This is a genomic window from Campylobacter concisus (assembly GCF_050447445.1).
Classification (GTDB): Bacteria; Campylobacterota; Campylobacteria; order Campylobacterales; family Campylobacteraceae; genus Campylobacter_A; species Campylobacter_A concisus_BI.
Map to the genome: position 1 here is coordinate 1,005,444 of NZ_JALMFW010000001.1, position 18,395 is coordinate 1,023,838.

Consider the following 18,395-nt stretch of genomic DNA (forward strand, 5'->3'; position numbering starts at 1 on the left):
TAGTCTAAGTCAAATTTACCCGCAAGTGCGAGCAAATTTGGATTATTTTCCAAACTTATAAACGATCTTGCCACTTTTTATCGTGATAGTCGCCGCGCCTTTTAGTTTTTTACCAAAAAGCGGAGAATTTATAGATTTTGAGCGGTTTATCTTCTCATCATAGACATACTCGATCTCAGGGTCTATCACCGCAATGTCAGCTAGCATGCCTTCTGCAAGTCTGCCTTTATCTTTTAAATTTAGCATTTTAGCCGCATTTGTAGATGTTAGCTCCACCATGCGCTCTAGACTTATAACACCTTCATTTACGAGCTTTAAAGTAAGCGGCACAAGAGTTTGAAGTCCGATGATACCAAATGGTGCCTTGTCAAATTCCACTATCTTTTCGTCTGTGTGGTGCGGTGCATGATCGGTAGCGATGACGTCTATAAGGCCACTTTTCAGTGCCTCTCTCACCGCTTTTACATCGCTTATCTCACGAAGCGGCGGTGACATTTTGAAATTTGTATCATAGGCATTTTTCAAAATTTCATCGTCACTAAAGCTAAAGTGGTGAGGTGTGGCCTCACAAGTGATGTTTATGCCCTCTTTTTTGCCCATTTCGATGATCTTTAGCGAGTACTCCGAGCTTACGTGAGCGATATGGATGTGTGCTTTAGTAAGCTTTGCAAGTAGCATGTCACGACTCACTGCGATCTCTTCTTTCTCTCTTGCCATGCCACGAAGTCCAAGTATCGCCGAGACTTTACCCTCGTGCATGACACCCTGCCTGCAAAGCGAACAGTCCTCTGAGTGGCTTATACAAAAACTGCCAAACATACTTGAATACTCAAGTGCCGCTCTCATCACGCTTGAGCTAGTCACTGGTAGGCCATCGTCGCTAAATGCAACTGCGCCAGCTTCTATAAGATCGCCCATTTCGACAATCTCGTTGCCACCAAGTCCTTTGCTGATGGCTGCAATTGGCAAAAGATCGATCAGCCCGCAGTTTTTAGCCTTTTCTATCATCGCCCTTGTGATCGAGGCGTTGTCATTTACTGGGTTTGTGTTAGCCATGCAAAGGCAGGTTGTCACTCCTCCAGCCACCGCTGCCTGCGAGCCTGAGATGATGTCATCTTTATACTCTTGACCAGGATCGCGAAAATGCACGTGCATGTCGATAAGTCCTGGCATGACTAGCTTATTTGTAGCGTCTATGACCTTATCAGCCTCAAATTTCTCACTTCCGATTTTGGCTATTTTGCCGTTTTCTATTAGGATATTTGCCTTAAATTTCTCGTCGCTATTTACGATAGTGCCGTTAATTATTGCTATTTTCATCGTTAGCCCCTATTTTTTGCAAGCGTATTTAGTATCGCCATTCTTATAGCAACGCCGTTTTCTACTTGATTTAGTATGACTGAGTGCGCGCCATCAGCCACATCTGAGTTTAGCTCCACGCCTCTATTTATCGGTCCTGGGTGCAACACGATCGCATCAGGTTTGGCTAGCTTTATCCTATTTTTATTTAGTCCAAAAAATTTCGAGTACTCCCTCGAGCTTGGAAATGCTACGTCCGCACCGCCACGCTCTAGCTGGATGCGAAGCATGATGATGACGTCACTGCCATCGCAAGCCTCCTCCATATTTTTGCAAATTTGAGACTCAAAGACCTCATCATCTTTTGGCATCATCATCCTTGGCGCAAAGAGCTTTAAGTTGATACCAAATTTTTTCATCGCCCAGATGTCAGACCTTGCTACACGGCTTCTAGCGATGTCGCCAATGATTGCAACGTTTAAGTTTTTATCTAAAATTTTACCATGCTCTCTTAACGTAAAAAGATCAAGCAGGGCTTGACTTGGATGCTCATTTGTGCCATCCCCCGCATTTACGACACTAGCATCAGTTCTATCCGCTGCAAATTTCGCAGCTCCAGAGCTTGGATGACGAAGCACGATGATGTCACTTCTCATAGCAGCCATGTTATTCATCGTGTCATTTAGGCTCTCGCCCTTTGTCACACTCGAGCTTGATGAGCTGAAATTTATCGTATCAGCCCCAAGCCTCTTTGCTGCAATCTCAAAGGATGTTCTAGTTCTTGTCGAGTTTTCATAAAATGCGTTGATCGTGGTCTTTCCACGAAGGTAGTCATTTTTTTTCACTTGGCTTAAATTTAGCTCCTTAAACTCTTTCGCCGCCTCTAAAAAATATAAAATTTCTTCCTTGCTAAGCTCTCTAGTTCCTATCAAATCTTTATGTTTGTAGCCCATTTTAAGCCTCTTAAATTTATTTTGTCACAAAGTCGCAAGCTGGTTGGTAGCCGTTATCACAAGCTTTTTTAAATAAAGCCTTTGCTTTTTCTTCGTTCTTTGCTTCGTTTGCGTCTTTATCTTTTACAAGGCCATAAGCGATCATTTCGCCTAGTTTTTCGCACGCCATGCCTTCGTTTTCGTCACACATTTTTGTAAAAATTTTCTCAGCTTGAACTCTATCTTTTGCTACACCGTCACCGTTAAATAGCATGATCGCATTCATCGTGCAAGCTTTTTTCTCGCCCTCTCCACAAGCCTTATTAAAATAAAGATAAGATTCATTAAAATTTTTCTTTGCATAAAGCTCATTTGCCTTGTCTAAATTTTCATTTGCCATAGCATTTAACGCAAAAACTGCTGCCACTAAAACTAAAATTTTCTTCATTTTCTTTCCTTATTTAAATAATTTTGAATGATGTTTTTTCATATATTCAACTATCTCTATGACCTCGTCGCTACCGCTAGCGTCAGAATTTTCAAGCGCATCATCGATGCACTCGACATAGAGATTTGCCGCCTCTTCAAGTTTATCTTTTTTTACTCCAGCATAGTAGAACATAGCCTCAAGCACCATACTAAGCTCATAGCTAAGTTCTTCTACGCTTACCTCTTCTTCTTTCATATTTCCTCCTGTGTTTTTTTAGTTATTAGATCAATTATCTGGGCTTTAATCGGCTCATAGCTAAAGCTATCTTTAAAATTTGCAAACAAGCCGCCGCTTGCATTCACGTGTCCACCACCGCCAACTAGGTGTTTTGCCATGGCGCTAACGTCAAGTTTGCCATTTGCGCGAAAGCTTAGCGTTTTTTTATTTGTCACGTCGATAAAGAAGTCAAATTCAGGATTTGCCACTAAAAAGTCGTTGCCGATAACAGAAACGTTGCCGATATTGTAGGTTAAAATTCCTTTATGATTTTTATAGCTTATGCTAAATCTCTCTTTATTTTCACTAAGTTTTTTTACGACGTAGTTTGAGATTAGGTTACTTAGCGTATCGTCTCTCTCCTCTTTGAAAAATGACTTCTTAATAGCATGCACCTGCATGTCAAGGCCGATATAGTCGTTTTTTTCGTTAAAAAATTTGCTAGCTTCTTTTAAGATGTAATCCATATAGAGGTTGTTTTCAGCTTCAAACATCACCTTGTTTATCTCTTTAGCATTTGCAACAAGTCCCAAGCAAACTTTGCCCATCTCAAAATTTTTATCATCTTTTAGCCAGATATCCACGGCATTTACGACGTCACTAAAAATTTCAAGCTCTTTGTTTTTGCCAAAAATTCCTGCAAAAAAGTCGTAAGTGATCTTTGTAGCGCACCTTGAGCTATCTAAAAAGTACCAAGGATAGCTGCTCGCACACTCGGCACCACTTTGGTGATGATCTAGCAAAAATAGCTTGATATTTTTACCCTCTATTATCTCCTCAAAGCTTTCGCACTGAGCTAGAGTTAAATTTAGATCAGTGATCAAGATGATGTTTTTATCGTCATTTGAGGCATCTATCTCAGCTAAAATTTGAGCAAATTTATCATCTATCTCTCTGCCGTAGTTTGAGTTTAGAAATTTCACATCTTTGAAGTAAAAATTTGTTATGTATTGCGCGCCGTATCCGTCAAGATCGGTGTGCGAGAGGTGATAAATTTTCATCTTTTTCCTTTATAAATTTTCTATTTCTATGACGCCAACCGTTTCAAATGGCGTATTTGCCGAGATCTCAGCAAAGCTTAGCACCACGATGTCGATGGCAAAATTTGCGCAGATATTTGCTATAAATTTTCTTAGACTTGGCTCCACGCAAAGCACCATTTCGCCGTGCTGACTCATCGGACGTTTCTCTTTTTCATGTCTTAGAGCCTGAACGATCGATGAAGTTTGAGCTACATTTATCATCAGGTGATACGCACCGTCTTTATACTGCACCGCGTCCATAAGCTTTTGCTGTGCAGCACTATCTAAAATGTAAAAATTTAGCTGACCTTTCTCATCGACATAAAGCGAAGTGATGACACGTGAGAGCGCTGCGCGCACGTGCTCGATGATCATATCTAGGTTTTTGCTAACCTCGGCGATGTCGCTAATTGATTCAAGTATACTAAGTAGGTCTTTGATCGGTATATTGTCTTTAAGCAGCGCTTTTAAAACCTTTTGGATCAAATTTATAGGTGCGATCCTTAGCGTATCCTCGACTACAACTGGGTAGTCGATCTTTAGTTTGTCTAATAAATTTTGCGTCTCTTGGCGAGTTAGAAGCTCAGCTGCATTTTGTTTGATAAGCTCACTCATATGCGTTGATATGACGCTTGCAGGATCAACTATCGTGTAGCCGCTAAGTATGGCGTCCTCTTTGACGCTAGCATCGATCCAGAGCGCGTCCAGCCCAAAAGCTGGCTCTTTTGTCGGAATCCCCTCGATATCTTCGCTAACTAGTCCACTATCCATCGCTAGAAATTTATCCGCATAAATTTCACCCTGACCGATCACGATACCTTTTAGCTTAAAGCGGTACTCGTTTGGCGGTAGTTGAAGGTTGTCACGAATTCTTATCTTTGGCATCAAAAAGCCAAGACTTGAAGCGATATTTCGCCTCATAGCACGAATCCTCTCAATGAGATCTACATCAGCTAGCTTTAGTAGGCCATATCCAAGGTCGAGCTCTAAAATTTCAAGCTTTAAGATGTCGTTTATCTTAGTCTCTTCTTCTCTTGCGATCTCTTCATCGCTCTTCTTTGGCACCTTGGTAGTGGCACTACTAGCAGCTGCCCCTGCCCCACTTTTCGTAGCGGCTCCAGCTTTTTTAGAAGCTGTTTTATCTTTTGACGCAAGGCTTAAATTTAGCCCGCCATCTTTGGTCTGCTTGATGATGTAGCCAAGTCCCAAAAATAGCACTGCAATAAAGCCAAGAGAAAGAGTTGGAAGTCCAGGGACAAGGGCAAACATAAATAGTATGAAGCCCACTATCAACAAGGTTTTATAATCCCCTAAGAGCTGATTTAATGTGCCTTCTGCAAAATCCTCATCGTCCTTGCTAGCCCTTGTGATAATGATAGCAGTCGCTGTTGATGTGATAAGTCCTGGGATCTGGCTCACAAGGCCATCACCGATAGTTAGGATCGTATAATACTGAGCCGATGTCGCCATATCAAGGCCGTGCTGAAACGAGCCGATAGCAAAGCCACCGATGATGTTGATGATAGTGATGATGATGCCAGCGACGGCATCACCTTTTATAAATTTAGACGAACCATCCATCGCGCCGTAGAAATTTGCCTCGCCGATGATGGCTTGACGTCTTTCACGCGCTGTTTTTTCGTCAATCAAACCTGCGTTTAAATCCGCATCTATCGCCATTTGCTTACCTGGCATCGCATCAAGTGTAAAACGTGCTTGCACCTCACTCACACGGGTTGAACCCTTTGTTACGACCATAAAATTTATGAGCACCAAGATACAAAAGACGATGGTGCCGATGACAAAGTTACCGCCAACGACGAAATTTCCAAAACTTGAGATGATCTCACTGACCGCTTCTGGACCGTTGTGACCTTCGCTTAAGATCATACGCGTGGTTGCGATATTTAGCGAGAGGCGAAAAAGCGTAACGATAAGAATTAGTGTCGGAAATGTACTAAGATCGGTTGGCTTTGGCACATAAATCGAAATTAAGATTATAAGCACAGAAATAGAAATAGAAAGTGCCAGAAAAAAGTCAAGCACCGCGCTTGGAAGCGGTACGATGATGATAGCAAGGATGGCAACAATGATACCAACGATGCTAAGACTTTTAAACTTAACAATTGGCGCAAGAAACGGCGCAACAAGAGTTAAGATATTATTTTTTTGCTTTGCCAACTTTACTTCTTAACGATGTCGCTTAGTTTTATTGCATCAAGCATCTCGTCGATCTTACTTTGAAGGCCACTAAACATCGACCAAATTTGACAGCTTGAGGCTTTATTTGACGGGCAGCCATCTGCAGAAGATGAGCACTCAAAGACATTAAGTTCACGTTTTTCAGCACACTCTATTATCTTTTTTATGCTTAAATTTTCAGGTTCGTTATTTAGCGCAAAACCGCCATTTGCCCCTTTAAATGACTTTAAAATTCCATCTTTTGCAAGATTTTGTAAAATTTTGGCCAAAAAGCTTTTTGAAATTTTAAGCTCATTTGAAATCGTATCAACATCAACTGGAGATGATTTTTGAGATATTAAAATAAGTGAAAGTAGAGCGTATTCGCTTGCCTTTGTAAAAAGCATTTATCTTCCTTAGGTCTTTAAATAGCCCTAATTTTATTAAATTTTTACTGCATTTTTCATTAATTTTTAAAAAGCGTAGTTTTATCTAACTTTATGTTTTAAATGCTATAATCGCTCTTTCAAAATTCACCAATCAGGAGGTCATTATGGCTTTGGATTCGGCTAAAAAAGCTCAAATAGTTGCGAAATTCGCTAGAAAAGAGGGAGATACAGGCTCTCCAGAAGTTCAAATAGCTCTTTTAACAGCTAGAATAACTGAACTTACAGAACACCTTAAAATTTTCAAAAAAGACTTTTCATCACGTTTAGGTCTTTTAAAACTAGTTGGTCAAAGAAAAAGACTTTTAAAATATCTTAAAAATAAAGACTACACTACATATTCAAAACTAATCTCTGAGCTTGGCTTAAGAGATAAATAATCCATCGGAGAGCGATCTGCTCTCCTTATTAAATTTCCTTCATCCATATTTTTATTCAAAAATTTACAGTCTATTTTAAAATTTTTCCATCTTTAGTATTAATTTATCTATTCAAAATATGACTAACCTTTTTTAAATAAAGTAAAATTAGAATTAATTTTTTCATTTTATATAAAAAGCTAAATCTCTATATCTTTATTTCTTTTATAATAAATTTATCAATTTTAAATAAATTTTAAAACCCCTAAATAATTGACTTTAATAGAATTAAATTAATTTTAACTTAGATTAAAAATTTATTTTTATAGATAAAGAATTTTTATTAAAGATTAAGAATTTGGCTAGTAATATTACTCATATAGAAATATGCAAATATTGCATAGTAAAGGAGAAAATGATGAAAGAAGGCAAAGTCATCTGTCCTTATTGTGGGACGGGCTGTCAGGTTACCTTGCATGTGGAAAATAATGTCGTTCGTGCCGCAACTGGCGTTGAAGACAATCCAGTTAATCAAGGAAATTTATGCTTAAAAGGCTTTTATGGCTGGGACTACGTTGCAAGTCCGGATAGACTTACAAAACCACTTATCAGAAGGAAAAACGGCGTTTTTTCAAAAGATGGCGAATTTGAAGAGGCCAGCTGGGACGAGGCACTTGACCTTGTTGTAGAAAAAATGAAAGAAGCCAAAGAGAAATACGGCCCTGACTCATTAGCAGGAAATTTCTCAGCACGCTGTACACTTGAGGACAACTACGTCGCTCAAAAGCTAATGCGGGCTGTAATTGGCACAAACAACGTCGATCACTGTGCTAGAATTTGACACGCTCCGACAGTAGCAGGACTTGCTAAAACAATCGGAAACGGAGCTGCCACAAATAGCTTTACAGAGATAGGAATTTATAGTAACTGTATATTAATGATAGGCTCAAACCCAGAAAATGGCCATCCAATCGCAGCTATGCACATCCAAAGAGCGCTAAACCGCGGCGCAAAACTGATCGTTATTGACCCCATTAAGACTGAGTTTGCAAGTAGAGCTGACATTCACTTACAACTAGAGCCTGAGCACAATATCCCAGTTATCAACGCACTTCTTTATACTATCATCGAAGAAGGCCTTGTAAATGAAGAATTTGTAAGAGATCACACAATCGGCATTGAGTACGTCAAAGAAGCTGTAAAAGACTATGCACCAGAGGTAGTAGCCAAGTATACAAGGCTAAATCCAGAGGATATCAGAGCAGCTGCTAGAATGTACGCCACCACAAAACCAGCCGTCATCACTCACGGCATGGGCGTAACTCACTTCAACCACGGCGTTGGCGGAGTTTGCGATGTGTCAAATTTATTCTTGATCACCGGCAACATCTGCGAGCTTGGCACAGGCGACTTGCCACTTAGAGGTCAAGAGAACGTTCAAGGCTGCTGCGATATGGGCGTACTACCAAACATCTTTCCAAATCTTGGCTCAGTCACCGACCCAGAGCAAAGAGCTTGGTTTGAGAAAATGTGGCACCTTGAGCCTGGATTTTTAAATTCAAAAATAGGTATCCACAAGACAGAGGTGCCTGATGCAATACTTGATGGCAGAGTGCATTTCTTCTGGACTATCGGCGAAAACCCAGTTATATCTGAGCCAAATACAAACCACTTCTTAAAAGGCATTGCAAATGTTGATTTCTACGTGGTTCAAGACCTATTTTTGACCGAAACTGCTCTAAAAGCTGACGTAGTACTTCCAGGTGTTGCAAGTAGCGAGAAAGAAGGCCTTTATACCAACGCAGAGCGCCGCGTACAACACAACGAAGCAGTTATCACACCTCCAGGCGATGCTAGGCAAGACTGGTGGATCGTTTGTGAGATCGCACGTCGTTTGGGTGCAGCTGAGGGTTTTAACTACAACTCACCAGAAGAAATTTGGGAAGAAGTTAGAAAATGCGACCCTAGACGCTATGGTGGCATGAGCTACTACCGCATCAAAAAATATCACGGACTTCACTGGCCATGCCCAACAGAAGATAGCATGGGTGGTCAAAGCTTGTATCTTGATAAGAAATTTTTTACACCTGATGGTAAAGGTCGCTTTGTACCATGCCTATTTGTGGACAGTACCGACAAGATCGAGCCAGCAAAACTTGAATTTGCTAAGAAAATGAATATGTCGCCTGAGTATCCTATTATGGCTGGCTCAGTTGATGAGAAAACCGACGCTGAGTATCCGATACAGCTTCTAACCACTAGAAAGGTCTATCAATACACTGTTGGCACCATGACAAGGCGATCACGTGCGATCGAAGAAGGCGGCGACAGCATCGGACCTATCGCTGAGATGAGCCCGTCGTTTGCAGCAAGATACGGTATAAAGCAAGGCGACTTCATCAAAGCGTGGAGCAGACACGGCTACATCGTCGTAAAAGCCGAGGTTACCGACATCGTGCCTGATGGTATCATACAGATGACTTTTCACTACTGGGAGAGCTCATGCAACGAGCTAACAAGCAGCGGCTGGGACTTCATCAGTAAGACTCCGACATTTAAAGCAGCGATCCAGATCAAGAAGATCGACGAAGAGGAATTTTTAAGAGTTCGCGAGCTAAAACGCGAGAAATTCCAAACTTCAAAGATCATCTACGATGACTTTCACCACCACGGAAATGCAGCGATAAATGAGTAAAATTAGTGGGGCCTCGTGCCTCACTTTTTATAAAAATAGTGGATATAAATTTAAAAGAGAATTTTTACTTAAACGCTAAAAAGCTCATAAAATTTCCCCATTTAAATGTACTCTCGACTCGTTTAAAGCCAGCATTTAGGGTTAAGTTTCTATTTTCTTCTTCAGTATATGGCACCAGCACATTTTCAAGTGCCTCTCTTTTTTGAGCGATTTCATAGCGTGAGTAGCCTTGTGTTTGCTTGTAATCTTCGTAAATTTCTATGACGCTTTTGGTGAGCTTCTTATCATCAAAAATGATCTTTTCGCTAAATAAAAAGAGTCCATTTTCATTTAGCCCATCGTAAATTTTCTGTACCAAATTTGCTCTTTTTGGCGGCCTGATAAACTGCAAAGTATAGTTTGCTAAAACCGCGTCAAAGCCTGCTAGCTCACACTCTGTGATGTCAGCTAGGACGAAATTTATACTAGCTCCATATGCCTTTGCCTTGTTTTTAGCGTTTGCTAGCATCGCCTCAGAGTTATCCACGCCGCTTAGCGCTAGGTCATTTCTAAGGTTATTTAGCAAAAGTAGGCTATTTGCCGTCGAGCAGCCAAGGTCGCACACGCTTGCATCTTTTGGCAAAATTTTAGCAAGTAGCTTTGCGTTTAAATTTGAGCTCACATCGTAAAATGGTACCGAACGTGAGATCATATCGTCAAAAACGCTCGCCACAAAGTCGTCAAACTCAAATTGCTTGCTTATAGGCTCTTTAAAAATTTCATCTCTCATCTTCTCATCTCTCATATTCCGGCTCCACTTCCATCAAAATACTTTATCGCCTCATCACAATACAGATCGCAAACACCAACACTCTTTCTAGCCTCGGCTATATCGCACTTTATCTGCTCTTTTAGCTCGCTTAAATTTGCAAATTTCTCATTATCTCTGATGCGTTTTACAAAGCAAACTGCGACGTGTTTTGTTACTTTTGGCGCGACCTCGTCTAAGATGTGTGTCTCGACGCTGAAATTTCCGTCCGTGCTAACTCTAGTGCCTATAAAAGTGACCGAACCGTAGGTGTATGAGCCCATTCTGGTTCTTGTAGCATAAACGCCCTCGCGCGGCAAAAGATAGCTCTTGACGTCCAAATTTAGCGTCGCAACCAGCTCTTTTGCGCCGATGCCCTGCCCTTTTATCACATTGCCCTCGATCGAGTACTCTCTGCCTAGCAGTTTATTTGCCTCTTTGATTTTGCCTTGCTTGATAAATTCCCTTATCGCCGAGCTGTGCACACCCATGCCATCATAGCAAACCTCGTCTACAACGACCACTTCTCCATCAAAAATTCTATCCAGATCATACTTGTCCCAGGCTCTATTTCTACCAAATCTAAAATCAAATCCCACAACGATCTTTTTTAAATTTTTAAAATCATGCTTTAAAAGCGCGATAAATTCCTCGCCACTAAGCCCTTTTATAGCGTCAAAATCATATAAAAAACATGGATAGCTCGAGTACTCGGCTCGCTTTAGCTTTGGCGTGATGTTGGCTTTATTCTTATCGATCACGACAAGTCCACCAAACTCGCCTAGCTGCTTTAAAAGCTGCTTGTGCCCCCTGTGTACGCCGTCAAAGTGCCCTATCGCAACGGCAGTGATGTTATCTTTTGTTAAAAGCGTAGAAAAATTCGACATTTCCCTCTTTCCCTTTTACCTCGCACTCTTTGCAAGTTATCATCTCAAATTTTAAATTTGCAGCCATCACTTCAAACCTCTTCATTGCTAAATTTATAGCTTTCATATCAGTGACGACGCCTTTTTTATTTCGTTTTACGCCAACACCCACTTCAAATTGTGGCTTAAAAAGCGTGATAATGAGCGAATTCCCACTTGCTAGCTCACAAACGGCGGGCAAAATTTCAGCCAAAGAGATAAAGCTAACATCGCAGGTTATTAGATCAAATTTACCTTGCCCTTGCTTAGCAAACTCTCTTATATCGGTCTTTTCATAAATTTTCACTCGCTCGTCATTTCTTAGGCTAGCATCTAACTGATCAGTGCCCACATCGACGCCAGTCACACTTTTTACGCCGCTTTCAAGTAAAATTTGCATAAAGCCACCTGTTGAGCTGCCTATATCAAGTGCGTTTTTACCAGCTAGATCAAATTTCATTGCTTTTAAAAAACTCTTTAGCTTAAGCGCGCCTCGCCCAACATAAATTTCATCAAGCAGTAAAATTTCAGCCTCGCTAACTTCGCTTGATACTCTAGTACAAATTTCTCCATCAAGCAGCACTTTGCCAGCCTTTATAAGCTCGCTGGCCTTGTTTCTACTGATGTTTAAAACGCTTGCGACGTAGTTATCAAACCTCAAGTTTTAGCCTTTCATATTCGCTCTCGTCGATCACTCGTACGCCTAGCTCATTTGCTTTATCAAGCTTGCTGCCAGCCTCATCGCCAGCTAAGACAAAGTCTGTTTTTTTAGAAACTGAGCCAGAAACCTTTGCGCCAAAACTCTCAAGCTCGGCCTTTATCTCATCTCTTGGACGACTTAGCGTACCAGTTATAACGACCGTCTTGCCACTTAGCGCATTTGAGATGCTCTGCACCTGCGTCACGCTTGGCTGCACGATCTGGCTTAGGGCTAAAATTTCGTCCCTATTTACCTCGGCAAAGTCTATCAGGCTATTTGCCATCTCCATGCCAAAACCCTCAAGCGAGGTTAACTCCTCAAAGCTAACATCAAGCCAGCCATGTCCAAAGCTACTTGCAAGCTTTTTAGCCGCCACTTCGCCGATGTGCTCGCAGCCAAGCCCAGTGATAAAGCGCGATAGCTCCGCACCTTTGCTAGCTTCGATCGCATTTAAAAGATTGTTTACCTTTTTCTCTTTAAAGCCCTCAAGCACAATGAGATCATCAAATTTAAGGCCGTAAATGTCTTTTATGCAGGAAATTAGCCCCTTATCAAATAGTAAATTTACGATCGCATCGCCAAGGCCGTCGATGTTTAGGCATTTTTTCGACGCATAGTGGATGATAGAGCCCACCACTCTTGCCCTGCAGCTTAAATTTTGGCACTTTACAAACACCCCCTCATCAAGTAGGTGCGAGCCACAAACTGGGCAAAATTTAGGCCTCTCTATCACCTGCTCGCTACCATCTCGCCTATCCTTATAAACTTTTGTTATCTTTGGTATGACATCACCTGAACGGATAATGCCGATATAGTCGTTTTTCATAACACCAAGGCGCTCTATTTCATCAAAGTTATGAAGCGTGGCGGATTTTACATTTGCGCCATCGATATTTACCTCATCAAGCACACCAACAGGCGTTACTACGCCGCTTCTGCCAACTTGAAGTGCCACATCTTTTAGTCTAGTAACCTTTTCGATCGCTGGAAATTTAAACGCCACCATAAATTTTGGAAATTTGACCGTATATCCTAGCTGCTCACAGCGCGCAAGGTCATTTACACGTATCACCATACCATCCATCATCACACTTTTTGCGTCGCGATTTGCCAAGAGCTCGTTATATGCGGCCTCAAGCTCATCTTTTTTTAAAATTTTAAAAAATTCATCCCTCTCAAAGCCAAGATCACGCACAAATTTCATCACCTCGCTGTGATCTTTTAGCCCAAGACTCTGCTCGCCCACACCCCAAGGTATGAAAAGTAGCTTTCTTTTAGCAGTGACTGCACTATCAAGCTGTCTAAGGCTTCCTGCGGCTGCATTTCTAGGGTTTGAAAGTGGCGCCTCGCCCTCTTTTGCGCGCTCTACGTTTAGTAGTTCAAAATCTTCTTTTTTTATAACGACCTCGCCCCTGATTTCTATAAGCCCTTTGTAATCAATGTTCTTTAAAACAGAATTTATCGTCTTTGCATTTTGCGTCACATCCTCACCAGTAACACCGTCACCCCTAGTTATCGCCCTAACCAAAACGCCGTTTTCATAAAGCAAATTTAAGCTCGCTCCGTCAAATTTTGGCTCAGCAACAAAGACCAAATCTTCTTTCTCGCCACGCTTTAGCCACGCATCAAGCTCGGCTAGATCAAAAATATCTTCCATGCTCCACATGCGTTTGATGTGATTAGCCTTGCTAAAGCCCTCTTTTACGGTGCCGCCCACGCGTTTTGTAGGTGAAAAGATAGAAATTTCGCTTGGATTTGCCTGCTCATAATCAAGCACCGCGTGATATAGCGCGTCATACTCCTCGTCACTTGCAAGTGGCTCATCCTCGTCGTAGTAGGCCTTTGCCCAAGCATTTAGCGTATCTACCGCTTTTTCGTACTCTTGTTTTGTCATTTTTGCTCCAAATTTACACCGCATTTTATCTTAAACATACTTTATAAATGATCTAAATTTAGCTCTCTCGCGTCACGTAAATGGACATTTTTATAGACCTTTGCTATCTCGTCCCTCACCCTCATCAGCGCAAAGCCAAGTAAATTTTGCCCTCGCCACTTCATAGGGTTTTGCGCATTTTCATCACTTGCGGCCAAACCTATGCCCCAAATTTTATCAACTGGGCTTGCCTCAACCAAAACTTTACTCCCAGTTGATAGCAAAAAGTCTCGCAAAGGTTCATTTTGGCTAAATTTTAGATAGCTCGCATTTAGCACGACGCCAAATTTGACCTCGTCCCAGACCTTAGCGTCAAAGCCTAGCACCTGCCTGCCAAGCGCCTTCATCTGCACTGGATCTTTAGCGGATAAAATTTGCTCAAAAGCCTCTTTATCACCAAAGCACTCAGCCTTTTTAGTCAAGCGCCCTACCAAAGCGTGGCTTGACTCATCGCCTCATGCATATCAAAAAGCTGCCTGTGCTCGGCCACATCGTGCGTCCTAATGATCTGCGCACCGTTTTCGAAGGCCTTTAAGTGTAGGTAAAGCGAGCCTGGCAGGCGGTCTTTAACCTCGCTTGGGTGGTAGTGATTTATCACTGATTTGCGGCTGGCACCAACTAGTAGTGGGCACTCAAATTTCAAAAAATGCTCCAAATGCTTGATAAGCAATAAATTTTGTTCGGCCGTCTTGCCAAAGCCAATACCCACATCAAGCACTAGCTTTTTAGCGCCAAGCTCTCTTGCAAGGGCTATCTTTTGCTCAAAAAAGTCCGCTATCTCGCCGATTAGATCGCTATATTTTGGCGCAACCTGCATGGTGGCTGGATCGCCTTGCATATGCATCATGCAAAACTGGGCGTCGTATCTTGCAGCAAGCTGGGCTAAATTTGCGTTTGCCGTGATGTCATTTATCATCTTAAAGCCGTGATTTAGCGCAAATTCTAAGCAATACTCATCAAAGCTATCAAGGCTAAATTTCGCCTTTTCGTGTAAATTTAGCCTATAAATTTCCTCCACGATATCTTTTATACGCCTAAATTCCTCCTCACGGCCGCAATACTCGCTCCCTGGTCTTGAGCTAACGCCGCCAAGATCGATGTAGTCTGCACCTGCTTCGATCATACTTTCGATTTTTGCTATGCCATTTTGCATATTTATGCGGCTTTGCTCGTTAAAACTATCCGAATTTATATTTGCTACGCCCATTATAAGAGGCTTTGCGGGCTTTATAAATTTAGTTTCTAAAAAACCTGCAAGCTTTTTAAGCCCAAAGTCTTGTAGCTTCTCTTTTTTGGCTAACTGCCTAAGCTGCGCGTTTGTCGCCATTAACAAGGCTTTATTTAGGCTCTCTTTGCCTAAAATCGTATCATTATGCGTAACTAGCTCGGCGCCAACGCTTAGGGCGTCTTGCTTTAGGATATTTGCCGCTGGGGTCTTTATCTCGTCGATAAAAATAAAATTTATCTCGCTCTTTTCATGCATGAGCTTCGCACCAGCAGGACTTGGCGAGATAGCTTTGCAAATTTCATCAAAGTCGCTTTTGTTATCTATCTTATAAAATTTCAACGTCGTCCTTTTTGAAATATAGTAAGCAGTAGTGGCGTTAGCACGGCGTGAGACTTGGCATTTAGATCAGCTAGCTTAATAAGCGAGAAAAAATAATCCATCTCATCGCCACTAAATTTATACCCGCTATCAACCGCCTTTGTCACGATAACGCCAACAAGCTCTTTTAACTCGTTTTTGCCAAATTTCTGAGCTTGCTCGTCTGCTATCTTTTGATCGATAAAGCTTGTTAGCTCTTTTAGGCTGAGCGATTTTAAATTTAGCTCCACACTCATTTTTTGCTTTTTGGTGAGCTTATTTTCTATGAGCATTCTCGATCTTATCGTTGGTAGAAGTAAATTTTTACTCTGCGTTACTATTATAAATTTGATATTTCTTGGAGGCTCTTCAATGATCTTTAAAAGTGCATTTTGAGCCTCTGTCCTAAAAGAATTAGCATGTATTACTAAAATTTTTTCATCTTTTTCAGCAATGTATGCTTCTGCGATGACATCCTTTGCATTTTCTAGCAAAAAATCATCACTTATATAAAATCTTAAATTATTTATACCAAGCTCATCTTCAAGTTTGGCTTTTAAATTTTCAAAATCGCTTGTAACGACGATTTTATTAAGCATTTAGAGTATCACCTTAGCAAAGAGCGCAGCATCGATGCTTTTGTCAAAAATTTTGCAAAGGCTTATTAGTTTAACGTCTAAATTTTCGTCACTCGAGCTAAGAGTAAAGCTGTTTTGTGCCTGCTCGTCAAATAGCCACATATAACTATCCTCATCACTTTTGGCTAAATTCGCATATCTATCAAGGCTCTTTCCTATATAAAAAAACAAGTATCCGTTTGGAAAAGCAAGACTTAGCATATCTTTTAGAAGCTGCTTTTGCTCATTTGTCTCTATCTCATCAAGCGATGGATAAAGCGATCTTAGGCTAAAAAATGGCAAAAACGGCCTTATGCTTTTTGAATGGTTCATCTTTTTTAAAAGATAAATTTCAAACCATCTTCGCTCTTCATCGCTTATAGTTATAAAAGCCCTTCCTTCAAGTAAAAATTTAAGCCTAGATGCGAGCAAAGGCGTCCATTCGACACGCCTTTCCTCCATCCAGCTCATCAAAGGGCCTTCGTCCCTAATAGCCTTTAACGTCCACTGAATAAAATCTTGCATTATTTATCTAGCTTATAAGCATCGTGAAGTACGCGAACCGCTAGCTCACCATATTTTTGATCAACGATCATTGAAATTTTTATCTCGCTTGTTGAGATCATTTGGATATTTATGCCCTCTTTTGCAAGCGTTTCAAATGCTAGACATGCTACACCGCTATGGCTCTTCATGCCGACGCCAATAACTGAAACTTTCACGATCGCGTCATCAAATTCTATATGTTTTGCAGCTGAGAGCTTTTGCATAGTCTCTTTTGCTAGTTCAAGCTCGTTTTGTGGCACTGTAAAGCCTAAATTTGTAGTGCCGTCATGTCCTACGTTTTGGATTATCATATCTACGTTTATGTTTTCATGAGCTAAAGCTGTAAAAATTTCTGCTGCGATGCCAGGCTTATCAACTACGCCTCTTAGTGTTACTCTTGCTTGATTTTTATCTAGTGCTATTCCGCTTACTAAAACTGCTTCCATGTTGTCATCTTCCTTTGCTATTAATGTACCTTCGTTGTGATTAAAGCTACTTCTTGTAATGAGTTTTACATTTAGTTTTTTTGCCAGCTCGACTGAGCGATTTTGTAGCACCTTTGCTCCAGCAGAAGCGAGCTCTAGCATCTCATCATAGCTTATCTTCTCAAGTTTTTTTGCCTTTTTTTCTATCCTTGGATCAGTCGTATAAACGCCATCAACATCGGTAAAAATTTCGCATAGGTCAGCATCAAGCGCCCCTGCTAATGCAACTGCACTAAGGTCACTACCACCTCTACCAAGGGTTGTGATATTACCTTTTTCATCTATACCTTGAAAGCCAGCCACAACCACGATTTTGCCAGCTTTTAGCTCGGCTTTTAGCCTAGCAGTCTCTATCCTTTCGATCCTTGCTTTTGTATGAATATCATCAGTAATAATGCCTGCCATCGCACCTGTCATACCCACACATGCATAGCCTTTTGCATTAAGTGCGATCGTTAAAAGCGCGGTCGTTACTTGCTCTCCAGAGCTTAAAAGCATATCAGTGGCGACGCCATCTGGATGTTTTGAAAAATATTCACTATATTCAACCAATTGATTTGTAACTCCGCTCATCGCAGAAACTACCACAACTACATCCGCACCGCTATTTTTTGTCTCAATGACTCTATTTGCCACAGCTTCGATGCGTTCAAGTGTTCCTACGCTAGTTCCGCCAAATTTTTGAACGATCAACATCAAAAATATCCTTTCTCTTTAAAATAACTCAAAACCTTTTCATAAATAGGCTTTTTAAAGTGATTTATTCCCTCTAAACTTCTACCAAAATCTACAAATTTATACTCGCTAAACTCTGGATGCTCTGTCTTTAAATTTATGCTGGCACCATTTTTAAGTCTAACCAAAAAATATTTTTGCGTCTGTCCGTCAAATGGATAAAATTTCTTTGCCGCGTTTGCTGGAAAGTCGTAGCTTAGCCACTGCGGATACTCATCTAAGATATCGATTTTATCAGTTCCGATCTCTTCTTTAAGCTCCCTTTTTAAGGCCTGCTTTGGACTCTCACCTTCATCTATTCCGCCTTGAGGAAACTGCCAAATATCATCCATATCCACCCTTTTTGCGACTAAAATTTCACATTTAAATGGATACAAGCTAGACAAAATAACAGCTGCCACATTTGGTCTGTATTTTTTTTGCATGATTTTTCCAAAAATTTTATTTGGGATAATAACTAAA

Annotated in this window: 19 protein-coding genes; 2 read left to right on the forward strand and 17 right to left on the reverse strand. The window is 41.0% G+C overall.

Translation table 11 applies throughout. The annotated features are described in order from the left end of the window. Positions 1-42: 42 nt before the first annotated feature. From MTT30_RS05255 to MTT30_RS05285, 7 genes are read right to left on the reverse strand one after another with little or no spacing between them, the layout of a single operon-like run. Positions 43-1,320 carry a dihydroorotase gene (locus MTT30_RS05255; protein ID WP_429801231.1) on the reverse strand — a complete coding sequence of 426 codons (1,278 nt, stop codon included), beginning with the start codon at positions 1,318-1,320 and terminating at the stop codon, positions 43-45. A gap of 2 nt (positions 1,321-1,322) precedes the next feature. Then, complete coding sequence (locus MTT30_RS05260) at positions 1,323-2,252, reverse strand: aspartate carbamoyltransferase catalytic subunit (protein WP_429801232.1); 930 nt, start codon at positions 2,250-2,252, stop codon at positions 1,323-1,325. Positions 2,253-2,268: 16 nt separating this feature from the next. Next, positions 2,269-2,679 carry a tetratricopeptide repeat protein gene (locus tag MTT30_RS05265; protein WP_429801233.1) on the reverse strand — a complete coding sequence of 137 codons (411 nt, stop codon included), beginning with the start codon at positions 2,677-2,679 and terminating at the stop codon, positions 2,269-2,271. 9 nt (positions 2,680-2,688) lie between these two features. After that, a complete protein-coding gene (locus MTT30_RS05270; RefSeq protein ID WP_021089755.1) occupies positions 2,689-2,916 on the reverse strand; it encodes a hypothetical protein in 228 nt (75 codons plus the stop codon). Then, on the reverse strand, positions 2,913-3,938 hold the full coding sequence (locus tag MTT30_RS05275) for a DHH family phosphoesterase (protein ID WP_429801234.1): 1,026 nt from the start codon (positions 3,936-3,938) through the stop codon (positions 2,913-2,915). The genes MTT30_RS05270 and MTT30_RS05275 overlap by 4 nt, the downstream gene beginning before the upstream one ends. Positions 3,939-3,947: 9 nt before the next feature. Next, positions 3,948-6,140 carry a flagellar biosynthesis protein FlhA gene (gene flhA, locus MTT30_RS05280; RefSeq protein WP_429801235.1) on the reverse strand — a complete coding sequence of 731 codons (2,193 nt, stop codon included), beginning with the start codon at positions 6,138-6,140 and terminating at the stop codon, positions 3,948-3,950. 2 nt (positions 6,141-6,142) lie between these two features. Further along, positions 6,143-6,547 carry an RrF2 family transcriptional regulator gene (locus MTT30_RS05285; protein ID WP_054196916.1) on the reverse strand — a complete coding sequence of 135 codons (405 nt, stop codon included), beginning with the start codon at positions 6,545-6,547 and terminating at the stop codon, positions 6,143-6,145. Between the two features lie 146 nt (positions 6,548-6,693). On the opposite strand from MTT30_RS05285, the gene rpsO reads away from it, so the two are divergent. Both rpsO and fdhF read left to right on the forward strand, forming a co-directional pair. Further along, entirely contained in the window at positions 6,694-6,966 is a 273-nt protein-coding gene (gene rpsO, locus MTT30_RS05290) for a 30S ribosomal protein S15 (RefSeq protein WP_004317763.1), read from the forward strand. 394 nt (positions 6,967-7,360) lie between these two features. Next, positions 7,361-9,640 carry a formate dehydrogenase subunit alpha gene (gene fdhF / locus MTT30_RS05295; RefSeq protein WP_429801236.1) on the forward strand — a complete coding sequence of 760 codons (2,280 nt, stop codon included), beginning with the start codon at positions 7,361-7,363 and terminating at the stop codon, positions 9,638-9,640. A gap of 64 nt (positions 9,641-9,704) precedes the next feature. On the opposite strand, the gene cmoA is transcribed toward fdhF, so the two are convergent. The 10 genes from cmoA to MTT30_RS05345 are packed head-to-tail and all read right to left on the reverse strand — an operon-like array spanning position 9,705 to position 18,358. Continuing rightward, entirely contained in the window at positions 9,705-10,409 is a 705-nt protein-coding gene (gene cmoA, locus MTT30_RS05300; protein WP_429801817.1) for a carboxy-S-adenosyl-L-methionine synthase CmoA, read from the reverse strand. Between the two features lie 11 nt (positions 10,410-10,420). Next, positions 10,421-11,314, reverse strand: coding sequence for a bifunctional riboflavin kinase/FAD synthetase (locus MTT30_RS05305; protein WP_429801237.1), 894 nt, complete (start codon positions 11,312-11,314; stop codon positions 10,421-10,423). Then, on the reverse strand, positions 11,280-11,993 hold the full coding sequence (gene tlyA / locus MTT30_RS05310) for a 23S rRNA (cytidine-2'-O)-methyltransferase TlyA (protein WP_429801238.1): 714 nt from the start codon (positions 11,991-11,993) through the stop codon (positions 11,280-11,282). The genes MTT30_RS05305 and tlyA overlap by 35 nt, the downstream gene beginning before the upstream one ends. After that, the gene (ligA, locus tag MTT30_RS05315; RefSeq protein ID WP_429801239.1) at positions 11,983-13,926 is read right to left on the reverse strand and encodes an NAD-dependent DNA ligase LigA; all 1,944 of its coding nucleotides are present in this window, start codon (positions 13,924-13,926) and stop codon (positions 11,983-11,985) included. Before ligA ends, tlyA begins: the two co-directional genes overlap by 11 nt. 41 nt (positions 13,927-13,967) lie before the next feature. Next, entirely contained in the window at positions 13,968-14,399 is a 432-nt protein-coding gene (locus MTT30_RS05320) for an NADAR family protein (protein WP_314539772.1), read from the reverse strand. Beyond that, positions 14,393-15,532 (reverse strand): dihydropteroate synthase, encoded by a 1,140-nt coding sequence (gene folP, locus MTT30_RS05325; protein ID WP_429801240.1) that lies wholly within the window; start codon positions 15,530-15,532, stop codon positions 14,393-14,395. Before folP ends, MTT30_RS05320 begins: the two co-directional genes overlap by 7 nt. After that, positions 15,529-16,149, reverse strand: a complete 621-nt coding sequence (locus MTT30_RS05330; RefSeq protein ID WP_429801241.1) for a DNA polymerase III subunit delta' — start codon at positions 16,147-16,149, stop codon at positions 15,529-15,531. Before MTT30_RS05330 ends, folP begins: the two co-directional genes overlap by 4 nt. Continuing rightward, the gene (locus MTT30_RS05335; RefSeq protein ID WP_072594585.1) at positions 16,150-16,692 is read right to left on the reverse strand and encodes a HobA family DNA replication regulator; all 543 of its coding nucleotides are present in this window, start codon (positions 16,690-16,692) and stop codon (positions 16,150-16,152) included. It abuts the gene before it with no gap. Continuing rightward, positions 16,692-17,894, reverse strand: a complete 1,203-nt coding sequence (locus MTT30_RS05340; RefSeq protein ID WP_021091541.1) for an aspartate kinase — start codon at positions 17,892-17,894, stop codon at positions 16,692-16,694. The genes MTT30_RS05335 and MTT30_RS05340 overlap by 1 nt, the downstream gene beginning before the upstream one ends. Further along, positions 17,894-18,358, reverse strand: a complete 465-nt coding sequence (locus MTT30_RS05345; protein ID WP_021091471.1) for an RNA pyrophosphohydrolase — start codon at positions 18,356-18,358, stop codon at positions 17,894-17,896. Before MTT30_RS05345 ends, MTT30_RS05340 begins: the two co-directional genes overlap by 1 nt. Positions 18,359-18,395: the final 37 nt, after the last annotated feature.

What these genes read in the sequence shown, in the direction of transcription:
- MTT30_RS05255 (WP_429801231.1), bottom strand. Translation starts at nt 1,320, where the DNA reads ATGAAAATAGCAATAATTAACGGCACTATCGTAAATAGCGACGAGAAA.
- MTT30_RS05260 (WP_429801232.1), bottom strand. Translation starts at nt 2,252, where the DNA reads ATGGGCTACAAACATAAAGATTTGATAGGAACTAGAGAGCTTAGCAAG.
- MTT30_RS05265 (WP_429801233.1), bottom strand. Translation starts at nt 2,679, where the DNA reads ATGAAGAAAATTTTAGTTTTAGTGGCAGCAGTTTTTGCGTTAAATGCT.
- MTT30_RS05270 (WP_021089755.1), bottom strand. Translation starts at nt 2,916, where the DNA reads ATGAAAGAAGAAGAGGTAAGCGTAGAAGAACTTAGCTATGAGCTTAGT.
- MTT30_RS05275 (WP_429801234.1), bottom strand. Translation starts at nt 3,938, where the DNA reads ATGAAAATTTATCACCTCTCGCACACCGATCTTGACGGATACGGCGCG.
- MTT30_RS05285 (WP_054196916.1), bottom strand. Translation starts at nt 6,547, where the DNA reads ATGCTTTTTACAAAGGCAAGCGAATACGCTCTACTTTCACTTATTTTA.
- rpsO (WP_004317763.1), top strand. Translation starts at nt 6,694, where the DNA reads ATGGCTTTGGATTCGGCTAAAAAAGCTCAAATAGTTGCGAAATTCGCT.
- cmoA (WP_429801817.1), bottom strand. Translation starts at nt 10,409, where the DNA reads ATGAGAGATGAAATTTTTAAAGAGCCTATAAGCAAGCAATTTGAGTTT.
- MTT30_RS05305 (WP_429801237.1), bottom strand. Translation starts at nt 11,314, where the DNA reads ATGTCGAATTTTTCTACGCTTTTAACAAAAGATAACATCACTGCCGTT.
- ligA (WP_429801239.1), bottom strand. Translation starts at nt 13,926, where the DNA reads ATGACAAAACAAGAGTACGAAAAAGCGGTAGATACGCTAAATGCTTGG.
- MTT30_RS05330 (WP_429801241.1), bottom strand. Translation starts at nt 16,149, where the DNA reads ATGCTTAATAAAATCGTCGTTACAAGCGATTTTGAAAATTTAAAAGCC.
- MTT30_RS05335 (WP_072594585.1), bottom strand. Translation starts at nt 16,692, where the DNA reads ATGCAAGATTTTATTCAGTGGACGTTAAAGGCTATTAGGGACGAAGGC.
- MTT30_RS05340 (WP_021091541.1), bottom strand. Translation starts at nt 17,894, where the DNA reads ATGTTGATCGTTCAAAAATTTGGCGGAACTAGCGTAGGAACACTTGAA.
- MTT30_RS05345 (WP_021091471.1), bottom strand. Translation starts at nt 18,358, where the DNA reads ATGCAAAAAAAATACAGACCAAATGTGGCAGCTGTTATTTTGTCTAGC.